Genomic DNA, 16,354 nt, shown 5'->3' with positions numbered 1-16,354 from the left:
CGATGAGAGCTGCGCGCGATGAGCGATTTGACGCCTGAAGAAGCGAAGGTCACGGCCTGGCTCGCCAGCCGCAAGGAGGCGATGGTCGCGCTGCTGCGCGAGATGGTCGACACCGATTCAGGCTCCTACGACAAGGCCGGCGTCGACCGGGCAGGGCAGGTGCTGGCGCGCTTCCATGAGGCGAACGGGCTCGTCGTCGAGATCGTGCCGGATGCCCGCTATGGCGACGCCGTCAAGGCACGCCTGCCCAACCCCTCGGCCAATGACCAGCGCCCGGTGCTGCTACTCGGCCATCGCGATACCGTCTTCCCGCAAGGCGAGCCGACACGCCGGCCCTTCACCATCAAGGCCGGCCGGGCCTATGGGCCAGGCGTCGCCGATATGAAGGCCGGCCTCGTCATCGAGGCTTTCGTGGCGGCTGCCTTCGCCGAGTGCGGCGGGCTCTCCGCGCCGCTCCTGATGCTGACGACGAGCGACGAAGAGATCGCCTCGCCATCCTCGCGGCCGATCATCGAGGCCGCTGCCCGCGAGGCGCGCTGCGTCTTCAACGCCGAGCCGAGCCGCCTGCCGGCTGGAACCGAATTCAGCCGCGATCAGAAGCAGTCGATCACCTCGGGCCGCAAGGGCGGCGTCTTCATGCGCGCCGAATTCACCGGCAAGGCCGCCCATTCCGGCGCGAATTATGACAAGGGCGTCTCGGCCATCGTCGATCTCGGCCACAAGATCCCCAGGCTCCAGGGCCTCACCGATCTGGAGCGCGGCGTCACCGTCAATGTCGGGTTGATCGGTGGCGGCCAGACCGTCAACACCATCGCGCCCCATGCCTGGTGCGAGATCGACCTGCGCTATGTCACGGCCGCCCAGCGCGACGAGTTGGTCGGCGCGATCCGAACCATCGTCGAGACGCCGGTGGTGCCGGGTGCAACCGGAGCCCTGACCATCAAGGGCGAGTTCGTGCCGCTGGAGCGTTCGCCCGAATCGGCTGTCCTGTTCGAGACCTATCGCGATGCGGCGGCAGGTTTCGGCATCAGCGTCGCCGCCGAATTCACCGGCGGCTGCGCCGATTCGGGTTTCACCGCTGCGCAGGGCTGCCCGACCCTGTGCAGTGTCGGTCCGATCGGCGGCCTCGCCCACACGCCCGATGAGTTCCTGGAGGTCGAGAGCATCGTCCCAGCCGCGCAGGTGTTGGCGCTGGCGGTGATGCGGACCGCGGCCAGGATGGAGTGACGTCGCAGACGTCATGCTCGGGCTTGCCCCGAGCATCTCTGGCAGAAAGCGCTCTGGTCGCGAGATGGTCGGGTCAAGCCCGACCATGACGACGGCAAGGCTCCTCAGAACGCCTCTTCCCAGTTGCGGCTGAGCCGCATCGCCGAGTTGATCAGCCCGACCATCGAATAGGTCTGCGGGAAATTGCCCCAGAGCTCGCCCGTCGTGAGGTCGGCATCCTCCGAGAGCAGGCCGAAGCTGTTGCGCCGTTGCAGGATGCGGTTGAAGCGCTCGACCGCCTCGTCATGTCGACCGATCGCATCCAGCGCATCGACATACCAGAAGGCGCAGATCAGGAAGCCGGTGTGCATGAAGCCGAAATCATCCTGCGTCGCATAGCGCAGCAGCAGGTCTCCACGCGTGAGGTCGCGGCCGATCGCCTCGACGGTCGCGATATAGCGCGGATCGTCGGCCTTGACGAAGCCGAGCTCGGCGAAGAGCAGCAGCGTCGCGTCGAGTTCCGTTCCGTCGAAGGTCGAGACGAAATGGCCCTTCTCCTCGTTCCAGATGCGCTCGCCGATGATGCCCTTCAGGCGCTTGGCCTCGGATCGCCAATACTCCTTGCGGTCGGCCCGGCCGAGCGTGCCGGCGATGCGGGCGAGGCGGTCGCAGGCCGCCCAGCACATCACGCTGGAGAAGGAGTGCACCACCTGCCTTTCGCGCAGCTCCCAGGGGCCGGCGTCGGGCTTGTCGAAATAGGCGATGGCGAGCTCGCCCATGCGCTCGAGCTGGGCGAAGAGCGTGTCCTTGCCGGGCTGGATCAGGCGCTGGTCGAAGAAGGAATGCGTCGCCGCGAGCACAACCGCGCCGTAGCCGTCGTTCTGGATCTGCGTCGCCGCGCCATTGCCGAAGCGCACCGGCTGGTGGCCGCGATAGCCTGAGAGATTGGGCGCCTCGAACTCGTCCAGCGTGCCGCCGCGCGTGATCGGGTAGAGCGGCGGCAGATGCTCGGCCCCGCTTTCGGTGAAGGTGTCGACGATATTGGTGATGAAGCCGAGATAATCCTCCATCGTCCGCGTCGTGCCCAGGCGGTTGAGCGCATGGACGACGAAATAGGCGTCGCGCAGCCAGCAGAAGCGATAGTCCCAGTTGCGCTGGGTGCCGGGCGCCTCGGGGATCGAGGTGGTGAGCGCGGCGACGATCGCGCCGCTCTCCTCGAAGGAGCAGAGCTTCAGCGTGATCGCGGCGCGGATCACCTCTTTTTGCCAGTCGAACGGGATCGAGAGCGAGCGCACCCAGTCGCGCCAGTAATCGGTCGTCTTGTCCAGGAATTCGCGCGAGGTCGTCTCTATTTCGGCGCGCAGCGCCTCGTCCGAGCCGATGAAGAAGGAGAAGGGCCGGTCGACCGCGAAGGGGATGCTGTCGACGACATAGGAGACCGGCGCGTCGGTGGTCAGGCGAATGGTCTGGTCGGCGCCGACGAAGCGGACATGGTTGGAGCCGCGCGTGATCTCGTCGGGCTCCTCGCCGAGGCCCAGGCTCGGCTTCAGTACGACGCGGATGCGCGGCCGGCCCGAGATGCGCCTGACGCGCCGGACCAGCTGCGGCGGCCGGAAGAAGCGTTCATAGCGCACGAAACGCGGCGCGAAATCGAGGATCTCGATGGCGTTGCCCTGATCGTCCGACAGGACCGAGGACAGGATCGCGGTGTTGTCGAGATAACTCTGCTCGCAGAGCGTCATCCCGACCAGTTCGATCGCGAAGACGCCTTTCTTCGGCATCGCTCCGTCATCGTCCGGCTGGTTGTCGATCAGGGAGCTGAACACCGGGTCGCGGTCGAAGCGCGGGAAGCAACCCCAGACGATGCGGGCGCGCCGGTCGATCAGCGCGGCGATCGAGCAATTGCCGATCACGCCGAGGTCGAGCGAGACGGAGTTCCGTCCCGCGATCGTCGTCGAAACTGTCATCGGTAACCTTATGAGAAGCTGGAAGCGGTCAGACGGCCGTGTTCGGCCGCGGTGAGAAGGATAGTGCGCAGGGCGGTCGGCGAGGCAATGCGGTGCGCGGCACAGGTCTCGCCGTCGCCGATCCGGATCGAGAGCCCGCCCAATGCGTTCACGGCCTCGAAGCCGGCCTCGTCCGTGATGTCGTCGCCGATGAAGACGGGCCTGCGTCCCGCATAGGGCGCGGTCTGCATCAATTGAACGATGGCGCCGCCCTTGCTGGCGCCGGCTGGAACCAGCTCGGCCACCGACTTGCCTTCCTGGAGCCGGACGGTCGGCCCCATGCGGGCGGCAACGCTGCGCATCAGCTCCAGCGCCTCGTCCTTCAGCGTGGGCGCCAGCCGCCAATGCAGGGCAATCGAGATGCGCTTGTCCTCGACGATGATGCCGACATGGCTGTTGGCGAAGCGCACCAGATCGCGCGTCGCCTCGCGCATCGCCTCGGGCACCGCGGATTGCGAACGGATTTCGCCATCGACCCGAATCTGCGCGCCATGCAGCCCCGCGGCGTCGAATCGATAGGGCGCCAGAACCTCGTCGAGAAAGCTGACGGGCCGGCCGGAGACGAGCGCCAGCGCTCCGCCGAGCGAGGCGCGCAGGGATTCCAGCGCCGGAGCGACCTGTCGGTCGAGCTGCACGGCGTCGGGCACGGGCGCGATTTCGACAAGCGTGCCGTCGAAGTCGAGAAACAGAGCGATCTCGGACTCGGTGGGAGCGATGTCGCGGATATCGTGAAGCAATTCAGTTTCTGTCAGTGTCATCATCTCTATCTATCTGAGCCATGAGTCGGGCGAAAACACGGCCCTTCAGCTTGAGCGTTCCTTGTGCCGAAGCGCCGGCATGCCGCACGGATCGTGACTCTGTTCGCGAACTCGCCACATTTATTGTCCAGATTCCCATTGTCGTCACGATCTCGACGTGACGTCGCCACCGCTTCGCCATCCGCGAAGACGGAGGCCTCGGAAACATTACGTGCTCAGCCGCGTTCTGTTCCTGCCACCGGTGTCGAAATTCTGGCGACCGGTCGCAAATCAAAAGGAGAGCTGTCGCGCCATGCGTCTCGTCATCGTCTCGAATCGCGTCACCATTCCCGATCGTCACGAGAAAGCGGCGGCAGGGGGATTGGCGGTGGCGCTGCGCGAGGCGCTGGAGAAACGGGGCGGGCTCTGGTTCGGCTGGAGTGGCGATGTCAATGACGCCGCCGCCGGCCAGGCTGTCCGCACGGTCCAGCGCGGCAAGGTGACCTACGCGGTTACGGATCTCACCGAGAGCGAGCGCCAGACCTATTATCTCGGTTTCTCGAACCGGGCGCTCTGGCCCAACATGCATTACCGGCTCGGCCTGACGGAGTTTTCGCGCACGGATTATGCCGGTTATCTCGCGGTCAACCGCCGCTTCGCCAAGGCGCTGATCCCGCTGCTGAAGCCCGATGATCTGATCTGGATCCACGATTATCACCTGATCCCGCTGGCCGCCGAGCTGCGCCGGCGCGGCGTGACCAACCGGATCGGCTATTTCCATCACATTCCCTGGCCTCCGGCGGAGGTTTTCGGCGCGCTGCCCTTCAGCGCCACGCTGATCAGCACGATGGGCGCCTATGATCTCGTCGGCGTGCAGACGCAGGTCGATGTCCGCAATCTGATCAGCGGCCTGGTCTCGCTCTGCGGCGCGAGGTTGGAGGGCGGCAAGGTCAGGATGGGCCGCCGCGAAACCACAGTGCAGGCCTTCCCGATCGGCATCGATGTCGAGGCCTTCCGCAAGCTCGCTGCGGCCTCTGAGCGCGCCGCGACGCGTCCGATCAAGGCCACCAGGGAATCGCTCGGCGCCCGCAAGCTCGTCATCGGCGTCGATCGGCTCGACTATTCCAAGGGCATCGTCCAGCGCCTGGAGGCGTTCGGACAATTCCTGCGCAGCCATCCCGAGCATCGCGGCCGGGTCGGCATGCTGCAGATCGCGCCGCCCTCGCGTACCGACGTGCCCGAATATGCCGAGCTCGACCGTCAGTCGGACGAAACCGCGGGCCGCCTCAACGCCGCGCTCGGCGAGTTCGACTGGACGCCGATCCGCGTGGTCAAGAAGGCCTATTCGCGCAATGCGCTGGCGGGGTTCTACCGGCGTGCCCAGGTCGGGCTGGTGACGCCGATGCGCGACGGCATGAATCTCGTCGCCAAGGAATATATCGCCGCGCAGGACCCCGCCGATCCCGGTGTGCTCGTGCTGTCGCGCTTCGCCGGCGCGGCGCAGCAGATGGGCGAGGCGCTGATCGTCAACCCCTACGATACGCATGAGGTCGCCGAGGCGATCCGCACAGCGCTCGCCATGCCCAAATCCGAGCGCATTCGCCGGTTCGAGCGCCTCTACGAGATCATCGACGCGACCGATATCGGCTGGTGGACGCAGTGCTATCTCGATGCGCTCTCGGGCATCGAGGCGCCCGCCCAGGACAGTGCGCCGGAAACCGGACCGAAGCGCAGCGCGTCGAAAAAAGCTGCGCCCAGATTACAGGTCGTGAGGCCGGCGCCCCAGGCCGAGATGGAGGGCCGAGGCGAGGGGGAGGCGGCCCTGCCGGCAGCGAAGCCGAAAGGCGGGGCCTCGGTGAAACCCGCTGTTGCCGCCACGCCGGCGCGCAACGGCGCCGCGGCTGGACCGGCCTAGAGCCAAGAGTGAGAGCAGGATTAATGCGAAAAACCGGTTCCCACTTTTTCGCATCCTGCTCTTGCCGCGGAACTGACGATTTGCCGAAGATAAGGCCTTGCCCCGGCGCACGGCCCTTGCCGAACAGGCCATTGCCTCGCTAGAAGCGGCGGGAACCGAGGTTCGCTTGCGACTCGGCCACGACAGGTGTCAGGTCTGCGATGGACATCGGCCGCAATGGCTGAGGAGGCGGGCGGAGGGCTGGGATTGATGCGAGGCGCTCTCGGAGGACCAGGCGTTCTGCTGCGCCGCCTCCGCGAGGTGATGGCAGCGTCGATCAGCCCGCAGGAGCGGCTGGACCGGCTTGTCGTCCTGATCGCAGGCAATCTCGTCGCCGAGGTCTGCTCGGTCTACGTCCTGCGTGAGGACGGCTCGCTCGAGCTCTACGCCACCGAGGGCCTCAACCGCGAGGCGGTCCATCTCACCTTGATGCGCGCCGGCGAGGGCCTCGTCGGTCTGATCGCGCGCGAGGCCGAGCCGCTGGCGCTGTCCGACGCGCAAAACCACCCGGCCTTCTCCTACCGTCCCGAGACGGGCGAGGAGATCTACCGCTCCTTCCTCGGCGTGCCGATCCTGCGCGGCGGCGCGGTCATGGGCGTCCTCGTCATCCAGAACCGCGCGACGCGGCTCTACAGCGAGGAGGAGATCGAATCGCTGCAGACCACCGCCATGATCATGGCGGAGATGATCGCGGCCGGCGGCTTGAAATCGCTCGCACCACCCGGCGCCTCGATCGGCCTCGACCGCCCGATCCATGGCATCGGCGTCTCGCTTGCCGATGGTGTCGGTCTTGGCCATGCCGTGTTGCACGAGCCGCGTGTCGCCATCACCAACCTGATCGCCGAGAATCCGGCGAGCGAGGTCAAGCGGCTCGAAGCCGCGATCGCCGAGATGCGAACCTCGATCGATGAATTGCTCGAACGCGGCGACGTCGCCCATACCGGCGAGCACAGGGAGGTGCTCGAGACCTTCCGCATGTTCGCCCATGACCAGGGCTGGCTCAGGCGCATGCGTGAGGTCGTGATGACCGGCCTGACGGCGGAGGCTGCCGTCGAGCGCGTCCAGTCCGACACACGCGCGAAGATGCTGCGCCAGACCGACCCTTATCTGCGCGAGCGCCTGCACGATCTCGACGATCTCGCCAACCGCCTGCTACGCACGCTGATGGGCAAGGCCAACGGCGTCGCTCGTGAGGAGCTGCCCGAGAACGCCATCCTGATCGCGCGCTCGATGGGCCCTGCCGCGCTGCTCGACTATGATCGCGCCCATCTGCGCGGCCTGGTGCTGGAGGAGGGCGGCCCGACCAGCCATATCGCCATCGTGGCACGCGCGCTCGGCATCCCGGCCGTCGGCGAGATCGTCAACGCGACCGCGCTCGTCCAGGCGGGCGACGCCGTCATCGTCGATGGCCAGGCCGGCGAGGTCCAGATCCGGCCGCAGCCCGACGTCGAGAACGCCTATAAGGACAAGGCGCGCCTGCGCGCCCGTAAGCAGGAGCAGTACCGCAAGCTCAAGAGCATGCCCGCCGTCACCAAGGACGGCGTCCCGATCCTGCTCCAGATCAATGCCGGGCTCCTCGTCGACATGCCCAATATCGAGGCGACGGCGGCCTCGGGTATCGGCCTGTTCCGCACCGAACTGCAATTCATGGTCGCCGAGCACATGCCGACGACCAGCGAGCAGCAGGCCCTCTACAACGCCGTGCTGGACCAGGCGCAAGGCCGGCCCGTGACCTTCCGCACGCTCGATATCGGCGGCGACAAGGTGCTGCCCTATATGGAGCGCGTCGAGGAGGAGAACCCGGCCCTGGGCTGGCGCGCCATCCGCATCGGTCTGGACAAGCCGCGGCTTCTGCGCGCGCAGCTGCGGGCGCTGCTGCGTGCCGGCGCCGGCCGCGACATGAAGATCATGCTGCCGATGATCGCGACCGTCGACGAGTTCCAGCGCGCCCGCATGATTGTCCGGCGCGAGCAGGCGATGCTGGCCAAGCAAGGCCATGCGCCGCCGCTCAGCCTCCAGCTCGGTGTCATGGTCGAGGTGCCCTCGCTGCTCTTCGAGCTGGCGGAGATCGCGCGCGAGGCCGATTTCCTCTCGATCGGCACCAATGACCTGATGCAGTTCCTGTTCGCGGCCGACCGCGAGAACAAGCGCGTCGCCGACCGTTTCGATCCGCTGAGCGTGAGCGCCTTGCGGGCGCTGCGCAGCATCGTCGAGGCCGCCTCCGAGGCGAAATGCCCGGTCACGGTCTGCGGCGAGATGGGCGGCAAGCCCTTGGAGACGATGGCGCTGATCGGCCTCGGCTACCGCGCCTTCTCGATGTCGGCAGCCGCGATCGGCCCGGTCAAGGCGATGCTGCGCGCGCTCGACGTCGAGAGGCTGCACGAACGGCTCGACTGGATGCTGGCCTCGCCGGACGGCGTCGCCAGTCTGCGGCCGCAACTGGCGGCGCTTGCCGCCGAATTCAAGGTTCCGGTCTAGCTAGGCGTTGCTCGCCGCCCGAACCCTCACGATGTCACCTGTTCGAGTTCCCCGATGTCCCTTCAGCTTCCGCAAGATCGTCTCGATGCCATCATGGCGCGCCATGCCGCCGCCATGGCCGAGATCAACAGCGCGACCGATGCGGTGCGGACCGTCGAACTCGCCAAGGAGCTCTCCGAGCTCGATCCTGTGGTGACAGCCATTGCCGCCTGGCGGCAGGCGCTCACGACGCTGGACGAGGCGCAAGCGCTGATCGAGGATCCCGCCATCGACGCCGAGTTCCGCGATCTGGCCTATGAGGAGCGCGACGCTGCGCGTGGCGAGATCGAGACCCGCGCCCGCGAGATCCTGATCGCGCTTTTGCCCAAGGATGCCGCCGACGAGCGCGGCGTTATCCTCGAAATTCGGGCCGGCACGGGTGGCGACGAGGCCTCGCTTTTCGCCGGTGATCTCCTGCGCATGTATCAGCGCTACGCTGCCCAGAAGGGCTGGAGCGTCGACATCATGTCGGAAAGCGAGGGCACGGTCGGGGGCTTCAAGGAGGTCATTGCCGAGATCGCGGGCAAGGGCGTCTACGCGAAGTTGAAATACGAATCCGGCGTGCATCGCGTTCAGCGTGTGCCCGATACCGAGACGAGCGGGCGCATCCACACCTCGGCTGCGACGGTGGCGATGCTGCCGCTCGCGGGCGATGTCGACATCGTCTTGAAGGACGACGAAATCCGCATCGACACGATGCGGGCCGGCGGCGCCGGCGGCCAGCACGTCAACAAGACGGAATCGGCCGTCCGCCTGACCCATCTTCCCAGCGGCATCGCGGTCGTGGTCCAGGACGAGCGCTCCCAGCACAAGAACAAGGCCCGCGCCTATGAATTGCTGCGGGCAAAGCTCTACGACATCGAGCGCAGCCGCGCCGATGCCGACCGTGCCGCCGACCGGCGCTCCCAGATCGGTTCCGGCGACCGCTCCGAGCGCATCCGCACCTATAATTTCCCGCAAGGGCGCGTCACCGACCACCGCATCAACCTGACGCTCTACAAGCTCGACGAGATGATGCAGGGGCTCGTGCTCGACGAGATCATCGATGCGCTGACGGCCGAGCAGCAGGCGAGGTTGCTCGCCACCGAGAACGGCGCCTGAGCATGGCGATGAAACCTCCGCAGCCTTTGGGCGTTGATCCTGTGTCAAATCAACAAAAGGCGGGAGGCGACCATGATCAAACTCGTTTCGGGCATAGCACTGGCGGGCATGATGATGCTGACAGTGGCGAGCACGGTGCAGGCGCAGGAGCGCACGTTCCGTCGCATCACGGCGGGCCCCTCGGCTCCGCTGGGGAAATCCATGACGCAGAGCCAGGCGCGCCGACTCTGCCAGATGGAGATGCGCGGCACGCGCGAGAGCCGCTCCGCCATCCGCCAGAAGATGGCGATCTGCATGCGCAAGCGCATGGAAGGCATCTGAACCGAGGCGCCTCTGGCGTCCACGATAAAGCACCCGGCATGATCGACGCGCGGCGAAAACTCGCCGCGCGCCTTCGCGAAGCCGGCGTCGAGACGGCGGCGATGGATGCGCGCATCCTGGTCGAGGCGGCGATGGGCGAGAACGCGGATCTCGATTCGCTCCAGCCCCTCGACGCCGCCATGCTCGGCAGGCTCGATGGTTTCGCGACGCGGCGGCTGGCGGGCGAGCCGGTCTGGCGCATTCTCGGCGAGCGGGAGTTCTGGAGCCTGCCCTTTCGCCTGTCGCCGGCAACCTTGGAGCCGCGTCCCGACAGCGAGACGATCGTGGAGGCGGCGCTTGGCGTGCTCGCAGAGCGCCGCGATCAGGCCATCTCGATTCTCGATCTCGGCACCGGTACGGGCTGCCTGCTGGTCGCCTTGCTGAGCGAATGCAAGGCGGCGCGCGGCGTCGGCGTCGATCTCTCGGAGGAGGCGTGCGAGACGGCTGCGGGCAATGCCGGGCGCAATGGCGTCGGCGCGCGCGCGCTCTTCCGCCAGGGCGACTGGATGGCTGGTTTGAACGAACGCTTCGACCTCATCGTCTCGAACCCGCCCTATATCCCGGCCGGAGACATCGCCGGGCTGGATGCCGCCGTCAGGGAGCATGACCCGTTGCGCGCGCTCGATGGCGGGGCGGACGGGCTCGTCGCCTATCGGGCGCTCGCCGCCGGCCTACCCGAGCGGATCGCTCCGGGAGGTGCGGTCGTGCTCGAGATCGGAGCGGGTCAGGAGGCGGATGTGGTCGCGATCATGGCAGCCGCGGGGCTGGTCCATCGCGGCTCGCGACGTGATCTTGGCGGGCATCCGCGGGCTCTGATCTTCACGCTTGAATGATATGCACAGGCATTCGTGCGAATTTGCTTGGAGGCGGGCAGGAAAACCGCTATGTAGGTCGCAGCCGAAGCTGGTGTTGTCAGAACCGAGCCTTGGCCAGCCCCCTCAGTGGCAAGGCCTTGCTTCCGGAAGCGTCCGACGATCGACGTGACTGACAGACCAGATTAGACATCCGAAGGCGTCGAGACGCCAATCGGCTCATGGGGCGGAGAGGCCCTTTTGGAAAGAGCGCGTGAAGACCAGGAACGGCGTATCGCCCCTTCAGGTCAACTCCACCCGGTGCAGCGTCGCAACCCGCTGTGCACCGGAGCGCGCATGACGATCCAACGGTTGCTTTGAACACAGAGCGCGAGACAGACGCGAATGAGACCAGGTCAGAACCGGCGTATGCGCGGCCGTAACAACAACAATAATAACAGCAACAACAACGGCAATCGGAAAACTCCCAATCCGCTGCAGCGCGGCTATGAGTCGAATGGGCCGGACGTCAAGGTTCGCGGCACTGCGCAGCATGTTGCCGAGAAGTACTTGCAGCTGGCGCGCGACGCGCAATCCTCCGGCGATCCGGTGGCGGCCGAGAACTACTTCCAGCATGCGGAGCATTATTACCGCATCCTGCTCGCCGCCCAGGAGCAGATGTCGCAGCAGTTCGGCCACAGCTTCCCGCCCAATCGCGGCTTCGTCGATGATTCCGAGGAAGGCGAGGAGGAGGGGGATGACGATGGTCAGTCCTTCCAGCCAGGTGGTCAGCAGCCCGATTTCCGCAATGGCGGCATGAACGGCAATGGCAACGGCTACTCCGCCAATGGCGCGCCGCGTCAGGACGGCGATTCGGGCGACGGCCAGCAAAACAACGGCCAGCGCTTCGATCGGCAGCCCCGCAATCAGCAGGACCGTCCGAACCAAGACCGTCCGAACAATGACCGCCAGAACAACGATCGGAACGGCAATCGCCGCTTCGACCGGAACGATCGCAATGATCGTGGCGAGCGCAGGTTCGACCGTCCCGAGGGTGGCCAGAACAACCAGGGTGGCTATGCGCCCCGTCCCGATGCGCCGCGCTCCGATATCCCGGTCGTGTCGTCCGAGCAGCCCGAAGTAGTCGCGGCTCCGGTGCAAAGCGAGCGTCGCTTCGAGCGTACGGATCGTCCTGAGCGCACGGATCGCCCCGAGCGCGCACCGCGCCCCGAGCGCCGTCCCCGTCGCGAGGTCGAGGCTGAGCCGGCTGACGATGTCTCGAGCGCGCTGCCGTCCTTCCTGACCACGCCGGTCAGGGTTCCGGCCGCGGTTGTCGAGGAGCCTGTCACTGCAGCGCCCGCGCAGGTGCCTGCGGGTGCGGAAGAGACTCCGGCCGTCGAGGCAGTCGCCAAGCGCCCGCGCGGCCGTCGCCGCTCGCCGCGCGAGGTCATGGATGCGCTCGGATCGGACGCCGACAACATCACGGAGTGAGGTTCGTCCTCATCTCGCAGTAAGGAATGAGGGGCCCGCGAGGGCCCCTTTTTCGTCGGGTCAGGCGATTCCGAGCGCCGGCTGTGTCGGGGCGCCGGCGAGGTTCAGCGCCTCGCCCTCCGTCAGCGTGCCGCCTTCGAGGACCTCGCAATAGACGCCGCAATCGGCATGGCCATAGGCGTCCATCAGGGCCTTGGGGATCTGCTGGTCGCGTAAGCCCGTCTGCGGATCGACATTGGTCGCAGCGCAGCGGACGATCCGCTTGGTCACGCGCAGCCGCGCGCCCGAGGCCGTCGCGAGCTCCTGCCCGACGAGATCGAACTCGGCCCAGGGGGCCAGCCCCTCGACCATGACATTGCCGCGGAAGCGCAGGGGATCGAGCGGCGAGCCGACGCGACTTGCCAGTTCGGCGACGCTGGCGAGGTTGATGATCGAGACGAAGCCCTTGGGCGAATCGGTGAAGCGATAGCCCTCCGGCGCGCCGAGCCAGCGCGGCGTGCCGCGCAATTCGTCGGGCATGAAGGCTTCGAAGAAGGCCGTGATCCGCTCGTGCCCCTCAGTGGTGACCGTGCTGGCACGCAGCGCCTGCTTGCCCTCATGGTCGATGATGAGATCGCCGCTGGCATCGTCATAGCGCGTGCGCAGTCGCGCCAGCGCTTCGTTGCGCATCAGCATCAGATATTTGATCTTCGGCTGATGGACCGGCTCCGCCGGGTCGAAGCCGGAGGGGCCGTTCTCGATCGCGAAGAGGCGGTCTCCCGGAAAATACTGCCCCCTGGTCAGCGTGGCGCGGGGAAGACGCTCGGGCGACAGCCCCTTGACCGGATAGCGATAAAGCGAGGCGATGCGCATGGGGTCTATGTCCGAAGGATGGCCGGGATAGGCAAGATAGCGGCATCCAGGTCGTGCGATCGATGAAATCCTTGCATCGGTTCGATCATCACCGCTGCAGATGCGCCTTGAGCGCCTCCTCCTCAGCCTCTCCGGTCTCGCTCACGGAGCGCTGGCAGCCCCAGCCCGCCAGCACCGCGTCGGTCTCGTCGGCGATGAAGAAGCGCGCCGCCTCGCGCTCATAACCATCGGCGAGCAGCTGCTCGTAATCGGTGTGGACATGGCGGACATGGCTGCCGAGTGCGAGCCAGAGCGCTGTCGCGGGCGGCAGGTCCTTCATGTGGCGGCGTTCGGCAAGCGCCAGGACAGCCTCGGCGTCCGATAGTGGGATGCCGGGCGCGAGCGCCCGCAGCGCCTTGCGAATCGCCTGCTGCCGTTTTGTGCCCGCCATGAGCGAAAGCTGCCCTCGTGATTTGATCGCCGTCAATGCTTTGCGTCTCATCCCCTCTTACGTTGCGCGGATGCCACACCTATCTCTGTCAGGAAGGGCGTCCCTGAGGGAGTCCTATCCTGACGAAAGGCAGCCGGACGGCGTCGCTACGGGGCGCACCGGCGGGCGGAGAAAACCGAATGAATATCGAGAAATACACTGACAGGTCCAAGGGTTTCCTGCAGGCGGCGCAGACCATTGCGCAGCGCGAGGGCCACCAGCAATTCACGCCGGAGCATCTGCTCAAGGCGCTGCTCGACGACAATGAGGGCATGGCGGCGGGCCTGATCGGGCGCGCCGGCGGCGACGCGAAGCTTGCCTTGCAGCTCACCGACACGGCGCTCGCCAAGCTGCCGAAGGTCTCGGGCGGCGGTGCCTCGGGCCCGCATCTGACGCCGGGCCTGGCCCGTGTCTTCGACACGGCGGAGAAGGCGGCGGAGAAGGCAGGGGATAGCTTCGTCACGGTCGAGCGGCTGTTGCTGGCGCTCGCCATCGAGAAGGATTCCGAGGCCGGCAAGGCGCTTGCCAAGGCTGGCGTCAATCCGCAGGGGCTCAACACTGCGATCGAGGCGATCCGCAAGGGCCGCACTGCCGATTCCGCTTCGGCCGAGCAGAGCTATGACGCGCTGAAGAAATACGCCCGCGACCTCACCGCCGCGGCGCGTGAGGGCAAGCTCGACCCGGTCATCGGCCGCGACGAGGAGATCCGCCGCACCATCCAGGTGCTGTCGCGCCGGACCAAGAACAACCCCGTGCTGATCGGCGAGCCCGGCGTCGGCAAGACCGCCATCGCCGAGGGTTTGGCGCTGCGCATCGTCAATGGCGACGTCCCCGAAAGCCTCAAGGACAAGGAACTGCTCTCGCTCGACATGGGCTCGCTGATCGCCGGCGCGAAATATCGCGGCGAGTTCGAGGAGCGGCTGAAGGCCGTGTTGAACGAGGTCTCGGCGGCCGATGGCGGCGTCATCCTCTTCATCGATGAGATGCACACGCTTGTCGGCGCCGGCAAGGCGGATGGGGCGATGGACGCCTCCAACCTGCTCAAGCCCGCCCTGGCGCGCGGCGATCTGCATTGCATCGGTGCGACCACGCTCGACGAGTATCGCAAATATGTCGAGAAGGACGCGGCCTTGGCGCGGCGTTTCCAGCCGGTCTTCGTCGATGAGCCCAGCGTCGAGGACACGGTCTCGATCCTGCGCGGCCTGAAGGAGAAATACGAGCAGCATCACCGCGTCCGCATCACGGATTCGGCGCTGGTCGCGGCGACGACGCTCTCGAACCGCTACATTACCGACCGTTTCCTGCCCGACAAGGCGATCGACCTGATGGACGAGGCCTCGGCGCGGCTGCGCATGCAGGTCGATTCCAAGCCCGAGGAGCTCGACTCGATCGACCGTGAGATCGTGCGTCTCAGGATCGAGCAGGAGGCGCTGAAGAAGGAGAGCGACGCCGGTTCGAAGGAGCGATTGAAGCGGCTTGAATCCGAGCTTGCCGACCTGGAAACCCGCTCGGCCACGATCACTGCGAAGTGGAAGGCCGAGAAGGACAAGCTCGGCCAGGCTGCCGAGATCAAGACGAAGCTCGATAATGCCCGCAACGAACTCGCGCAGGCGCAGCGCAAGGGCGAGTATCAGCGCGCCGGCGAGCTTGCCTATGGCGAGATTCCGCAGCTCGAGAAGCTGTTGGGCGAGATCGAGGCCATCGGCGACACCTCGGGCATGGTCGAGGAGGCGGTCACGGCCGACCATGTCGCCCAGATCGTCAGCCGCTGGACCGGCGTGCCGGTCGATCGCATGCTCCAGGGCGAGAAGGAAAAGCTGCTGCGCATGGAGGAGGTCCTGGCGGCGCGCGTCGTCGGCCAGCGCGAGGCGGTCGAAGCTGTCTCGACAGCGGTTCGGCGTGCGCGCGCCGGCTTGCAGGACCCCAACCGGCCGATCGGCTCCTTCATGTTCCTCGGCCCCACCGGCGTCGGCAAGACCGAGCTGACCAAGGCGCTGGCGGCGTTCCTGTTCGACGACGACACTGCGATGGTGCGTATCGACATGTCCGAATACATGGAGAAGCATTCAGTCGCCCGCTTGATCGGCGCGCCTCCCGGCTATGTCGGCTATGAGGAGGGCGGGGCGCTGACGGAAGCCGTGCGGCGCCGGCCTTATCAGGTCGTGCTGTTCGACGAGGTCGAGAAAGCCCACCCGGATGTCTTCAACGTGCTGCTGCAGGTGCTCGACGACGGGCGCCTGACCGACGGCCAGGGCCGCACGGTCGATTTCCGGAACGTGCTGATCATCATGACCTCGAACCTTGGTTCGGAGTATCTGGTGAACCAGCCCGAGGGCGAGGATTCAGACGCGGTCCGCGACGAGGTCATGGGCGTGGTCAGGCAGGCCTTCCGGCCGGAATTCCTGAACCGCATCGACGACATCATCCTGTTCCACCGCTTGCAGCGGGCGGATATGGGCGCGATCGTCGATATCCAGATGACCCGCCTCGCCAAGCTCCTGACCGACCGCAAGATCGTGCTGGAGCTGTCCGAACAGGCCCGCGAATGGCTGGCCGAGAAGGGCTATGACCCGGCCTATGGCGCGCGCCCGCTGAAGCGCGTGATCCAGAAGTCGGTGCAGGATCCGCTGGCCGAGCTGTTGCTGGCCGGGAAGGTCCATGATGGTGAGACCGTCCCGGTCACGGTCGGTCCCACCAGCCTGATGCTGGGCGACGTCGCGGCCGTGAAGGAGAAGCGGCCGGCCGGCGTGGCGTTGAACTGACGCGGCGAAAGCCGCGTCATCCTCGGGCGTCGCAGAGCGGCGACCCGGGGATCTCTGACAGGAGATGCTCGGGTCTCAAGCCCGAGCATCTCCATTGCAACCCTTTTA

The 16,354-nt window shown here is 66.4% G+C and carries 12 protein-coding genes; 8 read left to right on the top strand and 4 right to left on the bottom strand.

The features are described from left to right. The first annotated feature begins 18 nt into the window (after positions 1-18). Positions 19-1,227, top strand: a complete 1,209-nt coding sequence (locus ACSQ3P_RS08910; RefSeq protein WP_436165246.1) for a M20 family metallopeptidase — start codon at positions 19-21, stop codon at positions 1,225-1,227. 104 nt (positions 1,228-1,331) lie between these two features. Here the strand turns inward: ACSQ3P_RS08910 and ACSQ3P_RS08905 are convergent, their stop codons facing one another. Together ACSQ3P_RS08905 and otsB are read right to left on the bottom strand one after the other, a co-directional pair. Beyond that, positions 1,332-3,173, bottom strand: coding sequence for a glycoside hydrolase family 15 protein (locus tag ACSQ3P_RS08905; RefSeq protein ID WP_436165245.1), 1,842 nt, complete (start codon positions 3,171-3,173; stop codon positions 1,332-1,334). A gap of 8 nt (positions 3,174-3,181) precedes the next feature. After that, positions 3,182-3,970, bottom strand: coding sequence for a trehalose-phosphatase (gene otsB, locus ACSQ3P_RS08900; protein ID WP_436165244.1), 789 nt, complete (start codon positions 3,968-3,970; stop codon positions 3,182-3,184). A 292-nt stretch (positions 3,971-4,262) separates the two neighbouring features. On the opposite strand from otsB, the gene otsA reads away from it, so the two are divergent. From otsA to ACSQ3P_RS08870, 6 genes are all read left to right on the top strand, one after another. Next, a complete protein-coding gene (gene otsA, locus ACSQ3P_RS08895) occupies positions 4,263-5,864 on the top strand; it encodes an alpha,alpha-trehalose-phosphate synthase (UDP-forming) (RefSeq protein ID WP_436165243.1) in 1,602 nt (533 codons plus the stop codon). A gap of 249 nt (positions 5,865-6,113) precedes the next feature. After that, positions 6,114-8,381: a phosphoenolpyruvate--protein phosphotransferase gene (gene ptsP, locus ACSQ3P_RS08890; RefSeq protein WP_436166218.1), complete on the top strand. Its 2,268-nt coding sequence runs from the start codon at positions 6,114-6,116 to the stop codon at positions 8,379-8,381. A gap of 54 nt (positions 8,382-8,435) precedes the next feature. Continuing rightward, positions 8,436-9,521 carry a peptide chain release factor 1 gene (prfA, locus tag ACSQ3P_RS08885; protein ID WP_436165242.1) on the top strand — a complete coding sequence of 362 codons (1,086 nt, stop codon included), beginning with the start codon at positions 8,436-8,438 and terminating at the stop codon, positions 9,519-9,521. A gap of 72 nt (positions 9,522-9,593) precedes the next feature. Then, entirely contained in the window at positions 9,594-9,842 is a 249-nt protein-coding gene (locus tag ACSQ3P_RS08880; RefSeq protein ID WP_436165241.1) for a hypothetical protein, read from the top strand. 38 nt (positions 9,843-9,880) lie between these two features. After that, positions 9,881-10,714, top strand: a complete 834-nt coding sequence (gene prmC / locus ACSQ3P_RS08875; RefSeq protein WP_436165240.1) for a peptide chain release factor N(5)-glutamine methyltransferase — start codon at positions 9,881-9,883, stop codon at positions 10,712-10,714. Between the two features lie 387 nt (positions 10,715-11,101). After that, on the top strand, positions 11,102-12,163 hold the full coding sequence (locus ACSQ3P_RS08870; protein WP_436165239.1) for a DUF4167 domain-containing protein: 1,062 nt from the start codon (positions 11,102-11,104) through the stop codon (positions 12,161-12,163). Between the two features lie 60 nt (positions 12,164-12,223). On the opposite strand, the gene ACSQ3P_RS08865 is transcribed toward ACSQ3P_RS08870, so the two are convergent. Next, positions 12,224-13,015 carry an MOSC domain-containing protein gene (locus tag ACSQ3P_RS08865; protein ID WP_436165238.1) on the bottom strand — a complete coding sequence of 264 codons (792 nt, stop codon included), beginning with the start codon at positions 13,013-13,015 and terminating at the stop codon, positions 12,224-12,226. Between the two features lie 88 nt (positions 13,016-13,103). Continuing rightward, complete coding sequence (locus ACSQ3P_RS08860; RefSeq protein ID WP_310158412.1) at positions 13,104-13,445, bottom strand: DUF2293 domain-containing protein; 342 nt, start codon at positions 13,443-13,445, stop codon at positions 13,104-13,106. A gap of 179 nt (positions 13,446-13,624) precedes the next feature. Here ACSQ3P_RS08860 and clpB point away from each other — a divergent pair, with 179 nt between their 5' ends. Continuing rightward, a complete protein-coding gene (gene clpB / locus ACSQ3P_RS08855) occupies positions 13,625-16,246 on the top strand; it encodes an ATP-dependent chaperone ClpB (protein ID WP_436165237.1) in 2,622 nt (873 codons plus the stop codon). Positions 16,247-16,354 lie beyond the last annotated feature (108 nt).

It is taken from the genome of Allobosea sp. LjRoot9, assembly GCF_964252745.1.
Taxonomy (GTDB): domain Bacteria; phylum Pseudomonadota; class Alphaproteobacteria; order Rhizobiales; family Beijerinckiaceae; genus Allobosea.
Note: the sequence above shows the minus strand (reverse complement) of the source record. Positions and strands in the feature narration are given on the sequence as shown.

Excerpts from the sequence above, each read along its gene's own strand:
- ACSQ3P_RS08910 (WP_436165246.1), top strand. The coding sequence starts at position 19 with ATGAGCGATTTGACGCCTGAAGAAGCGAAGGTCACGGCCTGGCTCGCC.
- ACSQ3P_RS08905 (WP_436165245.1), bottom strand. The coding sequence starts at position 3,173 with ATGACAGTTTCGACGACGATCGCGGGACGGAACTCCGTCTCGCTCGAC.
- otsB (WP_436165244.1), bottom strand. The coding sequence starts at position 3,970 with ATGACACTGACAGAAACTGAATTGCTTCACGATATCCGCGACATCGCT.
- otsA (WP_436165243.1), top strand. The coding sequence starts at position 4,263 with ATGCGTCTCGTCATCGTCTCGAATCGCGTCACCATTCCCGATCGTCAC.
- ptsP (WP_436166218.1), top strand. The coding sequence starts at position 6,114 with ATGCGAGGCGCTCTCGGAGGACCAGGCGTTCTGCTGCGCCGCCTCCGC.
- prfA (WP_436165242.1), top strand. The coding sequence starts at position 8,436 with ATGTCCCTTCAGCTTCCGCAAGATCGTCTCGATGCCATCATGGCGCGC.
- ACSQ3P_RS08880 (WP_436165241.1), top strand. The coding sequence starts at position 9,594 with ATGATCAAACTCGTTTCGGGCATAGCACTGGCGGGCATGATGATGCTG.
- prmC (WP_436165240.1), top strand. The coding sequence starts at position 9,881 with ATGATCGACGCGCGGCGAAAACTCGCCGCGCGCCTTCGCGAAGCCGGC.
- ACSQ3P_RS08870 (WP_436165239.1), top strand. The coding sequence starts at position 11,102 with ATGCGCGGCCGTAACAACAACAATAATAACAGCAACAACAACGGCAAT.
- ACSQ3P_RS08865 (WP_436165238.1), bottom strand. The coding sequence starts at position 13,015 with ATGCGCATCGCCTCGCTTTATCGCTATCCGGTCAAGGGGCTGTCGCCC.
- ACSQ3P_RS08860 (WP_310158412.1), bottom strand. The coding sequence starts at position 13,445 with ATGGCGGGCACAAAACGGCAGCAGGCGATTCGCAAGGCGCTGCGGGCG.
- clpB (WP_436165237.1), top strand. The coding sequence starts at position 13,625 with ATGAATATCGAGAAATACACTGACAGGTCCAAGGGTTTCCTGCAGGCG.